Source organism: Bradyrhizobium sp. S3.3.6 (assembly GCF_040546905.1).
Lineage (GTDB): Bacteria > Pseudomonadota > Alphaproteobacteria > Rhizobiales > Xanthobacteraceae > Bradyrhizobium > Bradyrhizobium cytisi.
The window spans coordinates 182,158-200,575 of sequence record NZ_JBEPOT010000015.1 but is presented as its reverse complement, the minus strand read 5'-3'; the positions used below and the strand labels follow the sequence as shown (position 1 = coordinate 200,575).

At 64.5% G+C, this 18,418-nt stretch carries 19 protein-coding genes; 9 read left to right on the top strand and 10 right to left on the bottom strand.

Features of this window, described 5'->3' with window-relative positions; all coding sequences use genetic code 11:
- Positions 1 to 17: 17 nt before the first annotated feature.
- Both lptM and argH read right to left on the bottom strand, forming a co-directional pair.
- Complete coding sequence (gene lptM, locus ABID59_RS32735; RefSeq protein WP_354086092.1) at positions 18 to 308, bottom strand: LPS translocon maturation chaperone LptM; 291 nt, start codon at positions 306 to 308, stop codon at positions 18 to 20.
- A gap of 93 nt (positions 309 to 401) precedes the next feature.
- A complete protein-coding gene (gene argH, locus ABID59_RS32730) occupies positions 402 to 1,799 on the bottom strand; it encodes an argininosuccinate lyase (RefSeq protein WP_354036938.1) in 1,398 nt (465 codons plus the stop codon).
- A 101-nt stretch (positions 1,800 to 1,900) separates the two neighbouring features.
- Here argH and tlpA point away from each other — a divergent pair, with 101 nt between their 5' ends.
- A complete protein-coding gene (gene tlpA, locus ABID59_RS32725) occupies positions 1,901 to 2,566 on the top strand; it encodes a thiol:disulfide interchange protein TlpA (protein WP_354086091.1) in 666 nt (221 codons plus the stop codon).
- Here tlpA and ABID59_RS32720 read toward each other — a convergent pair.
- The 6 genes from ABID59_RS32720 to ABID59_RS32695 form a co-directional block, all read right to left on the bottom strand.
- Positions 2,563 to 2,757 (bottom strand): hypothetical protein, encoded by a 195-nt coding sequence (locus tag ABID59_RS32720; protein ID WP_148751685.1) that lies wholly within the window; start codon positions 2,755 to 2,757, stop codon positions 2,563 to 2,565. The two genes, tlpA and ABID59_RS32720, sit on opposite strands and share 4 nt — an antisense overlap.
- Before the next feature lie 71 nt (positions 2,758 to 2,828).
- Positions 2,829 to 3,710: a 3-hydroxybutyryl-CoA dehydrogenase gene (locus tag ABID59_RS32715; RefSeq protein ID WP_148751684.1), complete on the bottom strand. Its 882-nt coding sequence runs from the start codon at positions 3,708 to 3,710 to the stop codon at positions 2,829 to 2,831.
- A gap of 209 nt (positions 3,711 to 3,919) precedes the next feature.
- Entirely contained in the window at positions 3,920 to 4,870 is a 951-nt protein-coding gene (locus ABID59_RS32710) for an electron transfer flavoprotein subunit alpha/FixB family protein (protein WP_354036937.1), read from the bottom strand.
- Entirely contained in the window at positions 4,870 to 5,619 is a 750-nt protein-coding gene (locus ABID59_RS32705; RefSeq protein WP_148751682.1) for an electron transfer flavoprotein subunit beta/FixA family protein, read from the bottom strand. The genes ABID59_RS32710 and ABID59_RS32705 overlap by 1 nt, the downstream gene beginning before the upstream one ends.
- 126 nt (positions 5,620 to 5,745) lie before the next feature.
- On the bottom strand, positions 5,746 to 6,318 hold the full coding sequence (locus ABID59_RS32700) for a cob(I)yrinic acid a,c-diamide adenosyltransferase (RefSeq protein WP_148751680.1): 573 nt from the start codon (positions 6,316 to 6,318) through the stop codon (positions 5,746 to 5,748).
- A gap of 1 nt (position 6,319) precedes the next feature.
- Positions 6,320 to 6,514 carry a twin transmembrane helix small protein gene (locus ABID59_RS32695; RefSeq protein WP_148751678.1) on the bottom strand — a complete coding sequence of 65 codons (195 nt, stop codon included), beginning with the start codon at positions 6,512 to 6,514 and terminating at the stop codon, positions 6,320 to 6,322.
- Positions 6,515 to 6,696: 182 nt separating this feature from the next.
- Here ABID59_RS32695 and ABID59_RS32690 point away from each other — a divergent pair, with 182 nt between their 5' ends.
- The gene (locus tag ABID59_RS32690; protein WP_148751816.1) at positions 6,697 to 7,590 is read left to right on the top strand and encodes a YihY/virulence factor BrkB family protein; all 894 of its coding nucleotides are present in this window, start codon (positions 6,697 to 6,699) and stop codon (positions 7,588 to 7,590) included.
- Here the strand turns inward: ABID59_RS32690 and ABID59_RS32685 are convergent.
- Both ABID59_RS32685 and gluQRS read right to left on the bottom strand, forming a co-directional pair.
- On the bottom strand, positions 7,517 to 8,791 hold the full coding sequence (locus ABID59_RS32685; RefSeq protein ID WP_354086090.1) for an ATP-binding protein: 1,275 nt from the start codon (positions 8,789 to 8,791) through the stop codon (positions 7,517 to 7,519). The two genes, ABID59_RS32690 and ABID59_RS32685, sit on opposite strands and share 74 nt — an antisense overlap.
- A 106-nt stretch (positions 8,792 to 8,897) precedes the next feature.
- Positions 8,898 to 9,770: a tRNA glutamyl-Q(34) synthetase GluQRS gene (gene gluQRS / locus ABID59_RS32680; RefSeq protein ID WP_354086089.1), complete on the bottom strand. Its 873-nt coding sequence runs from the start codon at positions 9,768 to 9,770 to the stop codon at positions 8,898 to 8,900.
- 147 nt (positions 9,771 to 9,917) lie between these two features.
- Between gluQRS and ABID59_RS32675 the strand changes: the two genes are divergently transcribed.
- The 7 genes from ABID59_RS32675 (at position 9,918) to ABID59_RS32645 (ending at position 18,395) form a co-directional block, all read left to right on the top strand.
- A complete protein-coding gene (locus tag ABID59_RS32675; protein ID WP_148751672.1) occupies positions 9,918 to 10,565 on the top strand; it encodes a DNA-3-methyladenine glycosylase family protein in 648 nt (215 codons plus the stop codon).
- Between the two features lie 242 nt (positions 10,566 to 10,807).
- Positions 10,808 to 12,601 carry a flavin-containing monooxygenase gene (locus ABID59_RS32670; protein WP_354086088.1) on the top strand — a complete coding sequence of 598 codons (1,794 nt, stop codon included), beginning with the start codon at positions 10,808 to 10,810 and terminating at the stop codon, positions 12,599 to 12,601.
- Positions 12,602 to 12,615: 14 nt separating this feature from the next.
- Entirely contained in the window at positions 12,616 to 13,593 is a 978-nt protein-coding gene (locus ABID59_RS32665) for a peptidyl-alpha-hydroxyglycine alpha-amidating lyase family protein (protein ID WP_354086087.1), read from the top strand.
- 183 nt (positions 13,594 to 13,776) lie between these two features.
- Positions 13,777 to 14,334 (top strand): HNH endonuclease, encoded by a 558-nt coding sequence (locus ABID59_RS32660; RefSeq protein ID WP_148751668.1) that lies wholly within the window; start codon positions 13,777 to 13,779, stop codon positions 14,332 to 14,334.
- Positions 14,335 to 14,662: 328 nt separating this feature from the next.
- Entirely contained in the window at positions 14,663 to 15,913 is a 1,251-nt protein-coding gene (locus ABID59_RS32655) for a glycosyltransferase family 87 protein (protein WP_354086086.1), read from the top strand.
- Between the two features lie 174 nt (positions 15,914 to 16,087).
- Positions 16,088 to 16,309: a dodecin gene (locus tag ABID59_RS32650; RefSeq protein WP_354036929.1), complete on the top strand. Its 222-nt coding sequence runs from the start codon at positions 16,088 to 16,090 to the stop codon at positions 16,307 to 16,309.
- A 181-nt stretch (positions 16,310 to 16,490) separates the two neighbouring features.
- On the top strand, positions 16,491 to 18,395 hold the full coding sequence (locus ABID59_RS32645) for a sensor domain-containing diguanylate cyclase (RefSeq protein WP_354086085.1): 1,905 nt from the start codon (positions 16,491 to 16,493) through the stop codon (positions 18,393 to 18,395).
- Positions 18,396 to 18,418 lie beyond the last annotated feature (23 nt).

The following is an 18,418-nucleotide window of genomic DNA, read 5'->3' as shown; positions in this document are numbered from 1 at the left end:
GGCTCGGTTGCCCCAGCCTATCGGCTGGGCTTATCGTCCAGGAGCGGGTCGAGGATAAACGGTTTCTTCTTGCCCTTGGTCGCCGCCGGGGGGGCATCCGCGCCATAGGTCGGATTGAACACGCTCGGCGTTTTCTGGGCTTCGGTCTCGGTGTCGGTCGGCGCGGCGATATTGGCCGTGGACGCGTTGGAGGCGGTCGGCGGCAGATCGAGCGGGCCCTTGCGGCCGCAGCCGGCGAGCGCAAGCGCGCTCAGGCTCAAGACAATGATGGCCCACCCCGAGCCGGCCGGGCGAAACTTTGACGTCACGACGAAATCCCCACTACGCGGGGCGCACCATACAGAGATTGGCGCGCTCTGGCGAGAGCCGGATGACCATGAAACATAAGCGAAATTTTGCCTTCAGCCCAATTTTCGCTCTTTTTCCAGCCGCTTCGCCCAGGCCTTGGCCTGCGACGTCACGTTCTTCGGCGCGGTGCCGCCGAAGCTGGTGCGGCTCTTCACCGACGATTCGACCGAGAGCACGCCAAGCACGTCCTTGGTGATCCTGGGCTCGATCGCCTGCATCTCCTTCAGCGGCAGCTCGTGCAGCGCCACGCCGCCCTCGGCGGCCTTGGCGACTATGCGGCCGGTGACGTGATGGGCCTCGCGGAACGGCATCTTCAGCGTCCGTACCAGCCAGTCGGCGAGATCGGTCGCAGTGGCATAGCCCTCGCCTGCGGCGGCCTTCATTTTTGCCTCGTCCGGAATGAGGTCGCGGACCATGCCGGTCATGGCGCGGATCGCCAGCGACAGCGCTGCAAAGCCTTCCATCGCGCCCTGCTTGTCCTCCTGCATGTCCTTTTGATAGGCGAGCGGCAGGCCCTTCATCACGATCAGGAGACCGTTGAGCGCACCGATGACGCGGCCGGTCTTGGCCCGCACCAGCTCGGCCGCATCAGGATTGCGCTTCTGCGGCATGATCGAGGAGCCGGTGGTGAACTTGTCGCTGAGGCGGATGAGGCCAACCAGCGGCGAGGTCCAGATCACGATCTCCTCGGCGAAGCGCGACATGTGCACGGCGCAGATCGAGGCCGCCGACAGCGTCTCCAGCACGAAGTCGCGGTCGGAGACCGCATCAAGCGAGTTCGCCATCGGACGGTCGAAGGCCAGCGCCTTGGCGGTGGCATGACGGTCGATCGGGAACGAGGTGCCGGCGAGCGCGGCCGCGCCGAGCGGGGATTCATTGAGCCGCTTGCGCGCATCCTGGAAACGGCCGCGATCGCGCGCAGCCATCTCGACATAGGCGAGCAGATGGTGACCGAACGTCACGGGCTGCGCGGTCTGCAGATGCGTGAAGCCGGGCATCACCGTTCCCGCATGCTCCAGCGCGCGCTCCACCAGCGCCTGCTGGAACGCGGCGAGCGCGGCATCGGTCTCGTCGACGATCTCGCGGACATAGAGACGGAAGTCGGTCGCGACCTGGTCGTTGCGCGAGCGCGCTGTGTGCAGGCGGCCGGCGGCCGGCCCGATCAGCTCCGACAGGCGGCTCTCGACATTCATATGAATATCCTCGAGCGCGCGCTTGAACTCGAAGCCGCCCTTCCCGATCTCTGACAAAATCGTGTCTAGACCCTTGCCGATATTTTTCGCATCAGAGGCCGTGATGATGCCTTGGCTGGCAAGCATCGCGGCGTGGGCCTTGGACGCGGCAATGTCCTGGGCGAAGAGGTGACGATCGACGTCGATGGAGACGTTGATCTCTTCCATGATCTCATCGGGACGTTCCGAGAACCGGCCGCCCCACATCTTGTTGCTCATGATCCCCTGCTCACGCCTTGCTTTGCCGCACGTTTGCTGGCGGAGGCCAGCCGTATTAAGAGGCCCCTGATAGCCATATCTGCGACCGGATGACAAACGATATGCTCGACCAGAAGCCCTCCGCCACGCGCCGGATCCCCATCGTCATCGCCACCGTGGTGGTCGGCGGGCTGGCCGGCTTCGCCGCGCTGTACGGGCTGGGCCTGAGCCGGGCGCCATTAGGCGATCCGGCCTGCCGGGCTGCGGTGGCCACCGCCCAAAAGATCGCTCCGCTCGCCCATGGCGAGGTGGCGGCACTGACCATGGCGAGCGCCCCCCTGAAGCTGCCGGACCTGGCCTTCGAGGATGCCGATGGCAGGCCGAAGAAGCTGTCCGATTTCCGAGGCAAGACGCTGCTGGTCAACCTCTGGGCGACCTGGTGCGTGCCGTGTCGGAAAGAGATGCCGGCGCTGGACCAGCTCCAGGCCAAGCTTTCCGGCCCGAATTTCGAGGTGATCGCGATCAATATCGACACACGCGACCCCGAGAAGCCGAAGAATTTCCTGAAAGACGCCAGCCTGACTCGGCTTGGCTACTTTACCGATCAGAAAGCCAAGGTTTTTCAGGATCTTAAGTCGATAGGCCGAGCCCTGGGCATGCCGACCTCGGTGCTCGTCGACCCGCAGGGCTGCGAAATCGCGACGATTGCGGGACCGGCCGAATGGGCGAGCGACGACGCGCTCAGGCTGATCCGGGCCGCGCTGGGGCCGACCGCTGCGTCGCTTTAAGCGGTGATATTGAGGTTGCCGCCAACGCCTGCGCCGACATTGGCGAGCGAGGGCTGACCAGCGCCCAGCAGCGTCAGGACGGCGGATTTCTCCGCATCCGCGTTCTGCTTCATCAGCGTTGCCGAGATGTTCGACTGCAGCGCGCCTTGCTGAGAGGCCAGCATGGTGCTGACCATCGCCATCGTGTCCATTACGCAAATCCTCGTACCGGCGGCAGCCTAGGGGCGAGCGGTTAACGCGACATGAATTGTCACAAGATGGATCAGCGCGTCGGAACCGGCTTGGCACCGCGGTAGTCGTAGAAGCCGCGCTGCGTCTTGCGGCCGAGCCAGCCGGCCTCGACGTATTTCACCAGCAGCGGGCACGGGCGGTACTTGGAGTCGGCCAGGCCCTCATGCAGCACCTGCATGATCGAGAGGCAGGTATCGAGACCGATGAAATCGGCGAGCTCGAGCGGGCCCATCGGATGGTGGGCGCCGAGCTTCATCGCCGCGTCGATCGCCTCGACGTTGCCGACACCTTCGTACAGCGTGTAGATCGCCTCGTTGATCATCGGCAGCAGGATGCGGTTGACGATGAAGGCCGGAAAATCCTCGGAGACCGCGACCTGCTTGCCGAGCTTGGCGACGAATTCCTTGGACGCCTCGAAGGTCGAATCGTCGGTGGCGATGCCGCGGATCAGCTCCACCAGCTCCATCAGCGGCACCGGATTCATGAAGTGAATGCCGATGAAGCGCTCGGGCCGGTCGGTGGCGGCGGCGAGCCGCGTAATCGAGATCGAGGACGTATCGGAGGCGACGATCGCCTCCGGCTTCAACACCGCGCAGAGCTCGTGGAAGATCTTGCGCTTGACCTCTTCCTTCTCAACCGCGGTCTCGATCACGAGATCGCAGTCGGCGAGGTCGTCGAGCTTCTCGGCGAGCTTGATGCGCGCCATCGCCTTGGCCTTGTCGTCCTCGGTCACGCCCTTCTTGGAGACCTGGCGGGCCAGATTGCCGTTGATCGTCGCCATGCCCGACTTGAGGCGGTCGGCCGAGATGTCGTTGAGCACCACGTCGAAGCCGGCCAAGGCCGCGACATGCGCGATGCCATTGCCCATCTGACCCGCGCCGATCACGCCGACCTTCTTGATTACTGCCGCCATAATGTCATCCACCGGAACGGCGCGCAGATCGCGCCCTGCCTATCCCCTGAGCCGGGGAAGTCTGATTTATCAGAAGCTCGATTAGATCAGAATCCTGGCTCGAAACCTAGATTGGATCGCTTCGAAGGCGTGCCCCACGCCAAAGAAAACGCCTCGAAAAAGCAACACCGGCCGGAGTTTATGCCTCCGGCCGGTGTTTTTAACGCGTTTTACTTGCCGAGTTTGCCGAGTTCGGCCGTCAGCTCCGGAACCGCCTGGTAGAGGTCGGCGACCAGGCCGTAGTCGGCGACCTGGAAGATCGGCGCGTCCTCGTCCTTGTTGATCGCGACGATCACCTTGGAGTCCTTCATGCCGGCCAGATGCTGGATCGCGCCGGAAATACCCACCGCGACATAGAGCTCGGGGGCCACGACCTTGCCGGTCTGGCCGACCTGCCAGTCGTTCGGCGCATAGCCGGCGTCGACCGCCGCGCGCGAGGCACCGACACCGGCGCCGAGCTTGTCGGCGAGCGGCTCGATGTACTTGGCGAAGTTCTCGCGGCTCTGCATGGCGCGGCCACCGGAGACGATGATCTTGGCCGAGGTCAGCTCAGGACGGTCGCTCTTGGCGACTTCCTCGCCGACAAAGGACGACAGGCCCGGATCGGCCGCAGCCTGAACGCTCTCGACCGGCGCGCTGCCGCCGGCAGCTGCCGCCGCGAAGGTCGAGGTACGGACCGTGATGACCTTCTTGGCGTCCTTCGACTTCACCGTCTGGATGGCGTTGCCGGCATAGATCGGACGCTCATAGGTATCGGGCGCGACCACCTTGGTGATCTCCGAGACCTGCATGACATCGAGCAGAGCTGCGACGCGCGGCATCACGTTCTTGAAGCGCGAGGTCGCGGGCGCGACGATCGCGTCATAGGAGGGCGCCAGCGAGACGATCAGGGCGGCCAGCGGCTCGGCCAGATCGTGCGCGTAGGGCTCGCCTTCGGCGACCAGCACCTTGGCAACGCCCGTGAGCTTCGAGGCAGCCTCGGCCGCAGCCTTGGTGCCCTGCCCGCCACCGGCGACCAGCACATGGACGTCGCCGCCGAGCTGGGACGCCGCGGTCAGCGCCTTGTTGGTGGAGTCCTTGAGGACTTCCTGTTCGTGTTCGGCAATCAGCAACGTCGTCATCAGAGCACCCCGGCTTCGTTCTTGAGCTTCGACACCAGCTCGGCGACGTCCTTCACCTTGACGCCGGCCTTGCGGCCCGCGGGCTCAGCCGTTTTCAGAACTTCGAGGCGCGCGGTGATGTCGACGCCGTAATCGGCGACGGTCTTGTCCGCGATCGGCTTCTTCTTGGCCTTCATGATGTTGGGCAGTGAGGCATAGCGCGGCTCGTTAAGACGAAGATCGGTGGTGACGATCGCCGGCCCCTTCAGCTTCACGGTCTGCAGACCGCCGTCGACTTCACGCGTGACCTTGAAGTCGCTTCCTTCAACTTCGAGCTTCGAGGCGAAGGTCGCCTGCGACCAGCCGAGCAGCGCGGCCAGCATCTGGCCGGTCTGATTGCTGTCGTCGTCGATCGCCTGCTTGCCGAGAATGATCAGGCCGGGCTGCTCTTCTTCCGCGACCTTCTTCAGGATCTTGGCGACGGCGAGCGGTTCGACGGTGCCGTCGGCCTTCACCAGGATGCCGCGGTCGGCACCCATGGCGAGCCCAGTGCGGATCGTCTCCGATGCCTGCGCCGGTCCGATGGAGACCACCACGACCTCGGTAGCCTTGCCGGCTTCCTTCAGGCGCAGCGCTTCCTCGACCGCGATTTCATCGAAGGGATTCATCGACATCTTGACGTTGGCGAGTTCAACGCCCGATCCATCGCTCTTGACGCGGACCTTGACGTTGTAATCGACCACCCGCTTTACCGGCACTAAGACCTTCATCGATCCTCTTTCACTCAATTTGGGAGGGGGGCTATTCAACTGGCGCGGAACCTAAAGGCCTGATCCGGCCCGGTCAACGCGCGACAGGGCCAAATTTTAGACCTTGGAAATGCGCTGCTCAATGGGTCAGCGGTTCTGGCCCGGAATCCAGAGCACGTCGCCGGCGCCATTATGGTTGGCCGCACGGCTGGCCACGAACAGGAAGTCCGACAGGCGGTTCATATACTGGATGCCAGCTGCACCGACCGGCTCTCCGGGCCGGGCCGCCAGTTCCACCATCATACGTTCCGCCCTGCGGCAAATCGTGCGGGCGACATGAAGGTAGGCGGCGGCCGGCGTGCCGCCCGGCAGCACGAAAGACGTGAGCGGCGCGAGCTTGTCGTTGAGCGCGTCGATATCGTGCTCGAGCCGCTCGACCTGGCTCGCCACCACGCGCAACCGTTCCGCTTTGCCTTCCCGCTCGGGCACCGCGAGGTCAGCGCCAAGGTCGAATAGATCGTTCTGGATCCGGCCGAGCATCGCATCGAGCTCGGGCGCATCCTTTGTGTACAGGCGAACAACGCCGATCGCGGCATTGGTCTCGTCGACCGTGCCATAGGCCGCGATGCGCAAATCATATTTCGGACGGCGCTCGCCGGTTCCGAGTGCTGTCGTGCCGTCGTCACCAGTCTTGGTGTAGATGCGGTTGAGCACGACCATGTTAGCGCCCCATGGCCCAGACGGCGAGCATGGCAACCACGATCGCCACGAACTGAAGCAGTACGCGCAAGCGCATCAACTTCTGCGAGGTGTTGGGCGAGCCGCCGCGCATCATGTTGACGAGACCGAGCAGCAGCACAATCGCCACGGCGCCGGCTGCCACCGGCAGGATGAAAGTACTCAGGAGAGATGCCATCAGGGCTAGATAACACCGTGTGCGCCGGTCCGCTATGGCGCACGCCGTCATTCCGGGCTCGATGCTCGGGCTTGCGCTCCGCGCGGTCCTACGCATCGCCCCGGAATGACAACGGGGGAAACGGGTAGCGTTTTCGCGATCTGGCTTTTAGGCCAATTATATCAGATGTTAGCCCAATGATCTTGAGAGCGATCCGCTACATCTACGTCGTCGCGATGGACGCGTTTTATACCTTCCTGGCCGACGACGGCTGGGCGATCGCGAGCCACATCGCGCTGTCGACGCTGATGGCGCTGTTCCCGTTCCTGATCGTGCTGACGTCGCTGGCCGGCTTCTTCGGCTCCAAGGAGCTCGCCGACCAGGCCGCTGGTCTGATGCTTCAGGTGTGGCCCACGCAAGTGGCGGATGCGCTCTCCGGCGAGATCCACGACGTGCTGACCACCACCCGCACCGGCGTGCTGACGATCGGCGCGGTGCTGTCGGTCTACTTCGCCTCGAACGGCGTCGAGGCGCTTCGCGTTGCGCTGAACCGCGCTTATGCGGTGGTGGAGATGCGGCGCTGGTACTGGCTGCGGCTGGAATCGATCGGCTACACGCTGGTCGCGGCCATCACCGCGCTTGCCATGGCATTCCTGATCGTGCTCGGCCCGCTCTTCATCGAGGCAGCGCGACGCCACATTCCGCTGTTCGTCGAATCCAACGAGAGCATCCTGACCTGGCTGCGCTACGGCATCACCATCAGCGCGCTGGTGGTGGCGCTGATCATCCTGCATACTTGGCTGCCGGCCGGACGGCGCGGCTTCCTCCAGATCCTGCCCGGCATCGTCTTCACCATCGTGGCGTCGCTGATCTCGGGCGTCGTGTTCGGCCAGTACCTGGCGCGCTTCGCCAACAATTACGTCACGATGTATGCGGGGCTCGCCTCGGTGATCATCGCGCTGGTGTTTCTGTATTTCATCGCCGCGATCTTCGTCTTCGGCGGCGAGCTCAACGCCGCGATCATCAAGTCGCGGCTTCCTCACGGCGTCTCGCTTCAAGCAGCGCAGTCGCTAAAGCCCGCGGGGACACAGGCTTGACCAGGAAGGCGTTGGCGCCGGCCTCGCGCGACGCCGCCTCGTCCTCGCCGCGACCGGACACGCCTATGATCGGGATCTGAGCCAGCGGCGCCTGCATCGTGCGGATCCGGCGGATCGCCTCAACGCCGTCGATGCCCGGCAACACCATATCCATCAGCACCGCATCGAAACCGCCCTGCGCGAGCCGGTTCACCGCGTCCTCGCCGCGGCCGATGAACTCGGCATGATGACCGAGCTCGGTCAAAATTGTGTTGAGCACGACGCGGCCGAACGGATTGTCCTCCACGCTGAGCACGCGCAACGCCGCCAGCGCATTCGGCTCCTCACCGCCCGATTTGCGGGACTTCGCGGGACCCGCCGCATCCAGCGACACCGTCAGCGTGAAGGTGGCACCACCGCCGCGCCGTGGCGCGACCGTGATGTCGCCGCCCATCGCGCGCGCCAGCTGCTTCACCGAGGACAGACCGAGCCCGGCGCCGCCGAAGCGCGAAGCGATGGTGACATTGGCCTGGGTGAACGGGCGGAACAGCCGCTTGATCTCGGCCATGGTCAGGCCGATGCCGCTGTCCGACACCGCAAAGGCGACGCCGACTTTGCGCTTGCCTTTCACCTTGTCCTTGGTCTTGCCTCTTCCGCTGTCCTTGGCGGGGCGCCAGGGCGTCGCCGATATCGCCACGCCGCCCTGGTCAGTGAACTTCACGGCATTGTCGATCAGATTCTCGAGCGCGGCGCGGAGGCGGACGGGATCGCCGACCACGAGGCCCGCAAGCTTGTCGGAGATATCGACCTCGGCCTGAAGACCCTTGGCGGCGGCGCGGCCGGCGAGCGAATCGCCGGTGCTGCGGGCGAGCGCCCGCAGATCGAACAAATCCTGCCGCAGCGTGCTGCCGCCCGCGCCCTTGCCGGTCTTGGCGGCATCGACGAATAGCGTGGCAAGGTTCGCCAGATGCTCGGCACCGGCCTTGATGGTATCGGCCCAGCGCCGTTCCCGCTCGCCGAGATCGGAGGTCGAGAGCAGGTCGCTGATCGCCAGAATCCCGGTCAGGGGGGTGCGGACCTCGTGGGCAAAGGCGGCCAGCGCCACCTGAACCATGTCCGGTGCGGCCGGCTTGGCGCCGCGCTTGCGTACCTTACCGGCCGCCGCGGGTCGCTTCCGCGGCGGTCGCCTGGACGCCCGCGTAGTGCGCGTTTTCGCCGCCATAAATCCCCTTCGAAGTATATCCCCTTCGAACCCCTGGCTATCGGCTAAGCATGGCACGGCGGAACCCCTGGAGTCACGGCGGCGTTTTGCTAACCCCCAGAGAAACTTAGCCTAATCCCACGAACGTGCGGATACCGGCGGGCGATATGCCCGCAGCGCGTAACTCCCGCAGACCGGTCGAGCGGTCCGATTTCGACAGCTTCCGCCCGTGGGCGTCGCGAATCAGGCGGTGGTGGCGGTAGGCGGGCTCAGGCAGGCCGAGCAGAGCCTGGAGCAGGCGGTGGACCGAGGTGGCGTGGAACAGGTCCTGGCCGCGCACGATCTCGCTCACACCCTGGAGCGCGTCGTCGACCACGACGGACAGATGGTAGCTGGTCGGCGTCTCCTTGCGGGCCAGGATCACGTCGCCCCACGCCTCGGGCAGTGCGGCGACCGTGCCGCGCTCGCCATCGGGGCCCTCACCCAACTCATTCCAGGTCAGGCCGGCAACGCGCCGGCAGGCGGCCGCCATGTCGAGCCGCAACGCGTAAGCCGCGCCGGTATCGATCAGACGCGACCGCTCGCCGGCCGCCAGCGATTTCGCGTTACCGGGATAGAGCGGTGCACCGTCGGGATCGCGCGGCCATGGTCCATGGGCCTCGCGCGCAGCCACGAGCCTGGCGATCTCGGCGCGGCTTTCGAAGGCGGGATAGACGAGGCCGAGCGCGGCGAGTTTTTCCAACGCAGCGCGATAATCGGCGAGATGCTCCGACTGCCGCCGCACCGGCGTCTCCCAGGTGATCCCCAGCCAGGCGAGGTCCTCATCAATCGCCGTCTCGAACTCCGGCCGGCAGCGCGTCGCGTCGATGTCCTCGATCCGCAGCAGCAGCCGCCCGCCGGTTTGCTGCGCGCGATCGAAATTGAGCAGCGCCGAATAGGCGTGGCCGAGATGCAAGAGGCCGTTCGGGCTGGGGGCAAATCGGAAAACGGGTGGCGGCATAGGCAAAGATCTCGTCATGGCCGTGCATAGCCGTCAAGGACGGCGTCGCTTCCGCTCGCCCATAACCCGGCCATCCATCTTCCAAGACCCTGTTACGATATGAGATGGATGCACGGGTCAAGCCCGCGCATCACGAGTTAGGCAACCATGACCATCCACCTCGAAGCCCAGTCCGATCTCGAAGAGGCCGTCCATACGCTGGTCAAGCGCGATCCGCGTCTGAAGCCGGTGCTCGAGATCGCGGGCATGCCGGCGTTACGGCGGCGCGAGCCGGGGTTTGCGGGACTTGCCCATATCGTCTGTGGACAGCAGCTCTCGACCGCGAGCGCCGCGGCGATCTGGGGACGCCTGTCCGCCGCCTTCGATCCGTTCGACCACGAGGCCGTGCGCCGTGCCCGCACCGACCGGCTGGGGCGGCTCGGCCTGTCGGCCGCCAAGATCAAGACACTGAAACATCTCGCGCGCGAGATCATCGCGGAGCGGGTGAATCTCGACGTGCTCGCCGAAGAAGATGCGGATGCCGCGCATCACACGCTGATCTCGCTGCCCGGCATCGGGCCCTGGACGGCGGACGTCTATCTCCTGTTTTGCCTCGGCCATGGCGATGCCTGGCCGGCCGGCGACCTCGCCGTGCAGGAGGGCATCAAGATTGGCCTCGGCCTTCAGGCACGGCCGACGGAAAAGCAGATGGCGCCGCTCGCCGAGCCCTGGCGTCCGTTCCGTGGTGCTGCCGCGCATCTGTGGTGGAGCTATTACCGCGCGGTGAAAAAGCGCGAGGGCGTGCTTTCGGCGTGAGGCCGCGGAACAGCGTTCAAAACTATGTTGCTGTTGCAACGAAGCGTGCGTGGTCAACGAGATGCCGGCACAGTCACAAGCCGGGATTTCGCCGCCAACAACATGAGGCGCATTCCGCCCGAGCAGAGCCACATGCTCTCGCTGCTCGGGTAACGCGCTTTCGACATCGACTGAACCAGTATAGCGTCCGACCTCAGAGGAAACGCCAGAGGAAACGCCGCGAAGACGGCACGAGGTCGCGTATGCTGGACAAGACGAAGGATATTTCCGTCTCCGCGCAAGCCTGGCTGGACGAATTCGAGCGCACGCTTGCTCGATCCGATCGCGCTGCTCTCGACCGCATGTTCGTCGCCGAATGTTTCTGGCGCGATGTGCTGGCACTAAGCTGGAATCTACAAACCATCGCCGGACGCGATAACGTCGCTCGAGCATTGACCGGCCTCGCACCCAATGCGGCGCCGAGCAATCTCAGGATCGCCACGAACCGCGCAGCGCCGCGCTGGGTGACACGTGCCGGCACAAACAATATCGAGGCGATCTTCAATTTCGAGACCGCGCAGGGCCGCGGCAGCGGCATCTTGCGGCTCGTGCCCGATGCCGCCGACGGCGATCGTTTGACGGCGTGGACGCTACTTACCGCGCTCGACGAGCTCAAAGGTTTTGAGGAACAGCTCGGCACGTCGCGACCGCGCGGCCAGGCCTATTCGCGCAATTTCCGCGGGCCGAACTGGCTCGACTTGCGCAAGGCCTCGCGCGACTATTCCGATCGTGATCCCGCCGTACTGGTGGTTGGCGGCGGCCAGGCCGGGCTCGCGATCGCGGCGCGGCTGAAGCAGTTGCAGATCGACACGCTGATCGTCGATCGCGAGACGCGGGTCGGCGATAATTGGCGCAAGCGCTATCACGCGCTCACCCTGCACAACCAGGTGCAGGTCAATCACCTGCCCTACATGCCGTTCCCGCCGAGCTGGCCGACCTACATCCCCAAGGACAAGCTCGCGAACTGGTTCGAAGCTTACGTCGACGCGATGGAGCTAAACTTCTGGACCAGCACCGAATTCGAAGGCGGCGCCTATGACGAGGCCAAGGGACGCTGGACGGTGACGCTGCGCCGCACCGACGGCAGCAAGCGCACCATGCATCCGCGTCATGTGATCATGGCAACCGGAGTCAGCGGCATCGCTAACGTGCCTGATATTCCGACTCTCGATCGTTTCAAGGGCACGCTGCTGCATTCCAGCCGCTACGAGGACGGCGAGAACTGGCACGGCAAGCGCGCCATCGTCATCGGCACCGGCAACAGCGGTCACGACATCGCGCAGGATCTTCATTCCAGTGGCGCCAAGGTGACGCTGGTGCAGCGTTCGCCGACGCTGGTCACCAATATCGAGCCGTCGGCACAGTTGGCCTATGCGATCTACAATGAGGGCACGCTCGAGGACAACGATCTGATCGCGACCTCGATGCCGACGCCGCTGGCGAAGAAGACCCATGTGATGCTGACGGAACAGTCGAAGGAGCTCGACAAGGAGCTGCTCGACGGACTGCGCCGCGTCGGCTTCAAGCTCGACTTCGGCGAGGCCGGCACCGGCTGGCAGTTCAAATACCTCACCCGCGGCGGCGGCTATTACTTCAACGTCGGCTGCTCCAACCTGATCGTCGAAGGCGCGATCGAGCTGAAGCAATTCGAGGACATCGACGGCTTCACGGCCGATGGCGCGCAGCTGAATGATGGCACTACCATCGCAGCCGATCTCATCGTGCTCTCGACCGGCTACAAGCCACAGGAATACCTCGTGCGAAAGATGTTCGGCGACGGCGTCGCCGACCGTATCGGCCCGGTCTGGGGCTTTGGCGATGGTTTCGAGCTGCGCAACATGTATGCGCGCACCGGGCAGCCCGGCCTGTGGTTCATCGCCGGCAGCCTCGCGCAGTGCCGGATCAACTCGAAATTTCTTGCGCTGCAGATCAAGGCGATCGAGGAGGGGATTTTGGGACGGGCCGCGGCTGCAAACGAGCAAGACAGAGGCAACTGAAGAGGGGACAACACATGCCAGCGATTCTCGGCACCGGCGAACACCGCTACCGCGTCGTCGAAAATTTCGCGAAGCTTCCCGACGGCTGGCAGCTCACCGACGTCGCCTCGGTGGCGGTCGACAGCAAGGACCGCGTCTATGTCTTCAACCGCGGCGCCCATCCGATGGTGGTGCTCGACCGCGAGGGCAATTTCCTGCGCAGCTTTGGCGAAGGCCTGTTCTCGCGCGCGCACGGGCTGCACATCGATGCCGACGACAATCTCTACTGCACCGATGACGGCGACCACACCGTGCGCAAATGCACCACCGACGGCAAGGTGCTGCTGACGATCGGCATTCCCGCAAAGCCTGCGCCATTCATGAGCGGCGAGCCGTTCCATCGATGCACCCACACCGCGCTGTCGCCGAAGGGCGAGATCTACGTCTCCGACGGCTATGGCAATGCCCGCGTGCACAAATACACGCCCGACGGCAAGCTTATCAAAAGCTGGGGCGAGCCGGGCACGGATCCCGGCCAGTTCAACATCGTGCACAACATCGCCACCGATGCCGATGGCTGGGTCTATGTCGCCGATCGCGAGAACCATCGCGTGCAGGTGTTCAACGGCGAGGGCAAATACGAGACGCAGTGGAACAATCTGCACCGCCCCTGTGCGCTGTGCTGCTGCGGCAGGGGCAAGAGCCCGACCTTCGTCATCGGCGAGCTCGGCCCCGGCATGGCCGTCAATCGCAAGGTGCCCAATCTCGGCCCGCGGCTGTCGATCGTGGACGCCACGGGAAAGCGCATCGCGCGGCTCGGCGGCGAGCAAGGCCCGGGTGTCGCCAGCGGAAAGTTTCTGGCACCACATGGCATCGCGCTGGATTCGAAGGGCGATATCTATGTCGGCGAAGTCGGCGTCACCGACTGGAAGACGAGCTTTCCGGACGAGGAGATGCCGGCCGCGGTCCGCGCGACGCGGTGCTTGCAGAAGCTGGAGCGGGTGCAGGAGTAGCCCAGCCCATCATTCCGGGGCACGGCCTCCCCAAATCGCGGCGTTTTTGAGCATCTGCCACCCCGCCGCCGTATTGCTTGCGCCTGAATAAGTCGCTCAACGGGCTTCACAATCCCGTCACGCTGCATGTAGTATGTCAATACATGCTGCTTCGCAGCGTATATTGGAGGCCGGGAGCGTTACTTGAACGCACATGTCTCGCAAGGCAGTTGGCCGGTGCTGGTCCTCAACGCGGACTTCCGGCCGCTGAGTTACTACCCACTGTCTCTGTGGTCGTGGCAGGACGCGATCAAGGCGGTGTTCCTCGATCGCGTCAATATCGTAGCGCATTACGATCAGGCGGTTCACAGCCCCACGCTGCAAATGCAGCTGCCGAGCGTGGTTTCGCTCAAATCCTTCGTCAAGCCGACCACGCATCCCGCCTTCACCCGGTTCAACGTCTTCCTGCGCGATCGTTTCGCCTGCCAGTATTGTGGCTCGCCTGAAGACCTCACCTTCGATCACATCGTCCCGCGCAGCAAAGGCGGCCAGACCACCTGGGAGAACGTGGTCGCGGCGTGCTCGCCCTGTAACCTGCGCAAGGGCAATCTCACGCCGGCGCAGGCCAAGATGTTTCCGCGCCAGCACGCCTTCGCGCCGACCGTGCACCAGCTCCACCGCAACGGCCGCCTGTTCCCGCCGAACTACCTGCACGACAGCTGGCTGGACTATCTCTATTGGGATACGGAGCTGGATCCGTAGCGCTCGCTCGTCGCGCTGTGCTAGGACTCGATCCGTTCGAGCGGTCGAAACCGTTGACGCATCACAAAACGACCTCGCGATCACGGTTGCAGTCCGAGCGAGGACCGGTCCTCCGCTCGCCTCACCTGATACGCAAAGACTTTAATCGGTAATTCCAGGGCTATCGGATCCAACCGTCCGTTCAGCCTGTCGTTAACGATGGCCGGTGGCGGCTTCGGACCGCAAATTGCGATCCAAAGCCGGAATCCTTTCCGGTTCGTTACCGTCCCTTAAGGCCCGCTCGGCAATCTGAGCTGCAAAGCGCAGTCTCGCCGTAAGGTCGTCATATATGCTCACCGCAACCCTGGAGCAGATTCAAGCCTCGCCACGGAAGCGGACGATCTATGTCTGCGTCATTCTCTCGCTCCTCGCAGCCATACTGATCTTCAAGGCCTTCCGGTTCTTCGAAGGCGGCCTCTGGTACGGCAACCAGACACCCGACTTCACCGCCTTCCACATCGTGGCGCAACGAATCTGGCTCGAGGATCTCGACCTGACCTACCAATTCGCGTCATTCACGAAGATGCAGCTCGCGGCAGCCGGCGGCCCGGCCGACGTCATGCCCTGGACCTACCCGCCGCAATTCGACCTGGTGCTTGCGCCCCTCGCGTTTCTTCCGGGCTGGGTCGCCTATTTTCTCTTCACGGCGGTCACGCTGGCGGCCTATCTGATGACGCTCCGCGCCATCGCCGGAAACAACTTCGCGCTCGTGCTCGTCGTGTTTTTCCCGGCTATCGCGATCACGATCGCTATCGGCCAGAACGGCCTGTTGACCGGCGCGCTGATCGGGCTGATCTGCATTAACGCGGAACGGCGCCCGGTGCTCGCCGGCATCACGCTCGGCCTGATGGTCATCAAGCCTCATCTGGCCGTTGCGGCCGGCATCTACATGCTGTTGACGCGCCGCTGGCCGGCGGTGCTGACCGCCGCGATCGTGGTGGTCGCGAGCTCGCTCCTCTGCACGCTCGCCTTCGGTCCGCAAATCTGGCTCGCGTGGCTCGGCAGCATCCGGGAAGCCGCAGGCTTTCTGGAGGAAGGCCGCTACCAGCTGTTTCGGATGATCTCGGCCTATGCGGCCCTGTACAACGCCGGCCTCCCCGCCACTGGAGCGTTCTGGGGGCAGATGGCAATGGCAGGTCTTGCGCTGGCCGCCGTCGCACTTGCGGTTGCTCGCGGACCGTCTCCCCGCTTCGCGCTCGGCATCGTCGCGGTCGTCTCCGTGATGATCAGCCCCTACGCCTACGACTATGACCTGCCGATCGTGGGGATCGGGCTTGCCCTGCTGCTTCCGGACTTTGCCAGCTTGGCGAGCTCGCGCGAACGCAGCGCGGTCTACGCCCTGCTCCTGCTGGCTAACGCCTATGGGCTGCTGCAATCGGCCCGGCTGTCCGCAGAGAACGTCACCGCGAGCGACCTGCAAAATCACGTGGCTCCGGCCGTTGGCGGCTTCGCCCTCATGGCGGTACTCGCGATATTGCTGCGGTGCCTGCTGCGCGACGCCAAGCCTGCCGCCATCCGCCTGCATGGCGAGCCCGCATAGCTCCGCGCACTGAAGCGATTACGTCCGTTGGCGCTTGGCAGGCGAGCCCGGCCTGCTCCACCGCGATTGGCGCATGCGGGCCATGGCGGGCGACGGAACCGGAAAGGTCCGCGCCCGTTCAGATCAAAGACCCCGCGACGGCTGACGCCGCAGCGCAACCGAGGGAGGCCCACCATGCCGGCAGCCGAGAAGGATCATGTCTACAAGATCCTGGAACTGGTCGGATCGTCCGAGACTTCGATCGAGGACGCGGTCAAGAACGCGATCGGCCGCGCGTCCAAGACCGTGCGCGAGATGAAATGGTTCGAGGTGGTGCAGACACGCGGCCACATCGAGAACGGCGCGGTGCGCCACTACCAGGTAACGCTGCGCGTCGGATTTACGCTGGATGGGTGAAGCGGCAAGCGCGAGGTGAAAACATCACGCCGCGGAACCGTGGTTAACATCCGCCGACGAAACTGGATCGAAATGCCGACAACTCCCTCCGGTTGAGTACGGCCCCGCGCAATCATCACAGTTGTTGCAATGGGCCGTTAAGGCCAAAGTGAGAGGTTTGCACCGAATTGGAGCAAACCCGATGGTCACCAGCCGCGAACTCGGCAAGACCCACCTTCCGCTCTGGGCGGCGGGATTCGTTGCGCTGATCTGCGTGACGATTTTGGGCTTGAGCGTCTGGCGCGAATGGGAAACGCGCGATGCGGAGCTCAGAAGCGCCGAGATCGACGTTACCAATCTGGCGCATTCGCTGATCCAGCACGCGGACGACACGTTCGAGCTCACCGATACGATCCTGGTCGGACTAGTCCACCGGCTCGAGCTCGACGGGACCGGCCCCGATACGATCACAAGGCTCCAGGCGTATTTGCCGACCCGCAAATCGTCGGAGCGCATTCGCGGCATCTTCGTCTATGACGAGACCGGCCGCTGGCTTGCCACTACTGAGCATGTCGATTTCTCCGGACTCAACAACAGCGACCGCGAATATTTTCAGCGTCATCGCGATTCGCGGGATCGCGACACGCTGATCGGGCGCCCCGTCAGGAGCCGCGCCGGCGGCCAGTGGATCATCACTGCGTCGCGCCGGATCAACCATCCCGACGGAAGCTTCGGCGGCGTCGCCCTGCTGACGATTGACGTCAGCTATTTCGTCAAGTTCTACGAACGCTTCGACCTCGGTCCGCACAGCTCGGCGTCGCTGCTGAACAACGACGGCATCATGTTGGCGCGCAGCCGCGACGAGAGCAGCGCCTTCGTCGGACGCGACCTGTCCAATGCTCCGTTGTTCAAGCAATGGAAAAGCCGTCCGGCTGCGGCGGTCTACTATTTCAAGTCGCCGCTGGATAACGTGCAGCGGCTGAGCTACTACCAGCGCAGCAGCCGCTATCCCCTGATGGTGCTGGCGAGCAAGTCGCAGGATGACGTGCTGGCCCCCTGGCGCCGCGCGGCGGGCGTACGCATGACCGTTGTCCTCTGCCTCGTCCTGCTGATCGCGGCGATCGGCTTCTATCTGGTCCGTCAGTTGTCGCAGCGGCAGCGCATGGCACAGGTCCTCGTCGCCAAGGAAGCAAATTTCCGCTTGCTGGCCGAGCAATCCAGCGACATGGTGACCCGGATCGGGCTGGATAACCGGCTGCTCTACGTCTCTCCCGCATGCGTGCGCATCACCGGCTGGCCCGCCGAGGAACTGCTGGGCACGTCGGCTCTGGCCGGCATCCACCCGGATGACATGGAACGGGTCGAGCAGGCCATCGCCGCGCTGAAGAACGGCGAAGCCGAGGAAGCGCGGTTCGTCTATCGCCAGCGCCATCGCGACAAGGGCGAGATCTGGGCCGAGGCGGCACTGCACGTGACGCTGGCGTCGGACAGTGGCGAGATCGACGGCGTCGTCGCTGTCGTGCGCGATATGACCGAGCAGAAAGACCTTCAGGACAAGCTCGCCGCGCTTGCGACGACCGACGGCCTCACCGGGCTTGCCAACCGGCGCGCATTCGATGAACGCCTGGCCGACGAATGGGCGCGCGCCCGGCGCGATGGCACGCAGCTATCACTTCTGCTGATCGACCTCGATCATTTCAAGAAGTTCAACGACCATTACGGACATTTGGCCGGCGACGGGTGTCTGCGCGCGCTGGGCCGGATCCTATCCACACAGGCCAGGCGCCCGGCCGACCTCGCAGCGCGCTATGGCGGCGAGGAATTCGTCGTTCTGCTACCGAACACCGGCCCGGACGGCTGCGCCGAGGTCGGCGAAGGAGTCCGCCAGGCGCTGCACGATCTCGCCATGCCGCATGCGCAAAATCCGGCTTCCCGGCTGGTGACGGCCAGCGTCGGCGCCGCGACGAGTTTCCCGTCCCAGATCGCGACGGACTGCAGCACGCTGATCGCAGCTGCCGACCGCGCGCTCTACGCCGCCAAGGACAGCGGTCGTGACCGGCTCGTGATGGCGGGGCAGGTCGTCCCCTGGCCCGCCAAGAGCGCATGACGGATCCATCGCTCTCCGGGCAT

Excerpts from the sequence above, each read along its gene's own strand:
- argH (WP_354036938.1), bottom strand. The coding sequence starts at position 1,799 with ATGAGCAACAAGATGTGGGGCGGCCGGTTCTCGGAACGTCCCGATGAG.
- tlpA (WP_354086091.1), top strand. The coding sequence starts at position 1,901 with ATGCTCGACCAGAAGCCCTCCGCCACGCGCCGGATCCCCATCGTCATC.
- ABID59_RS32720 (WP_148751685.1), bottom strand. The coding sequence starts at position 2,757 with ATGGACACGATGGCGATGGTCAGCACCATGCTGGCCTCTCAGCAAGGC.
- ABID59_RS32715 (WP_148751684.1), bottom strand. The coding sequence starts at position 3,710 with ATGGCGGCAGTAATCAAGAAGGTCGGCGTGATCGGCGCGGGTCAGATG.
- ABID59_RS32710 (WP_354036937.1), bottom strand. The coding sequence starts at position 4,870 with ATGACGACGTTGCTGATTGCCGAACACGAACAGGAAGTCCTCAAGGAC.
- ABID59_RS32705 (WP_148751682.1), bottom strand. The coding sequence starts at position 5,619 with ATGAAGGTCTTAGTGCCGGTAAAGCGGGTGGTCGATTACAACGTCAAG.
- ABID59_RS32700 (WP_148751680.1), bottom strand. The coding sequence starts at position 6,318 with ATGGTCGTGCTCAACCGCATCTACACCAAGACTGGTGACGACGGCACG.
- ABID59_RS32695 (WP_148751678.1), bottom strand. The coding sequence starts at position 6,514 with ATGGCATCTCTCCTGAGTACTTTCATCCTGCCGGTGGCAGCCGGCGCC.
- ABID59_RS32685 (WP_354086090.1), bottom strand. The coding sequence starts at position 8,791 with ATGGCGGCGAAAACGCGCACTACGCGGGCGTCCAGGCGACCGCCGCGG.
- gluQRS (WP_354086089.1), bottom strand. The coding sequence starts at position 9,770 with ATGCCGCCACCCGTTTTCCGATTTGCCCCCAGCCCGAACGGCCTCTTG.
- ABID59_RS32675 (WP_148751672.1), top strand. The coding sequence starts at position 9,918 with ATGACCATCCACCTCGAAGCCCAGTCCGATCTCGAAGAGGCCGTCCAT.
- ABID59_RS32670 (WP_354086088.1), top strand. The coding sequence starts at position 10,808 with ATGCTGGACAAGACGAAGGATATTTCCGTCTCCGCGCAAGCCTGGCTG.
- ABID59_RS32665 (WP_354086087.1), top strand. The coding sequence starts at position 12,616 with ATGCCAGCGATTCTCGGCACCGGCGAACACCGCTACCGCGTCGTCGAA.
- ABID59_RS32655 (WP_354086086.1), top strand. The coding sequence starts at position 14,663 with ATGCTCACCGCAACCCTGGAGCAGATTCAAGCCTCGCCACGGAAGCGG.
- ABID59_RS32650 (WP_354036929.1), top strand. The coding sequence starts at position 16,088 with ATGCCGGCAGCCGAGAAGGATCATGTCTACAAGATCCTGGAACTGGTC.
- ABID59_RS32645 (WP_354086085.1), top strand. The coding sequence starts at position 16,491 with ATGGTCACCAGCCGCGAACTCGGCAAGACCCACCTTCCGCTCTGGGCG.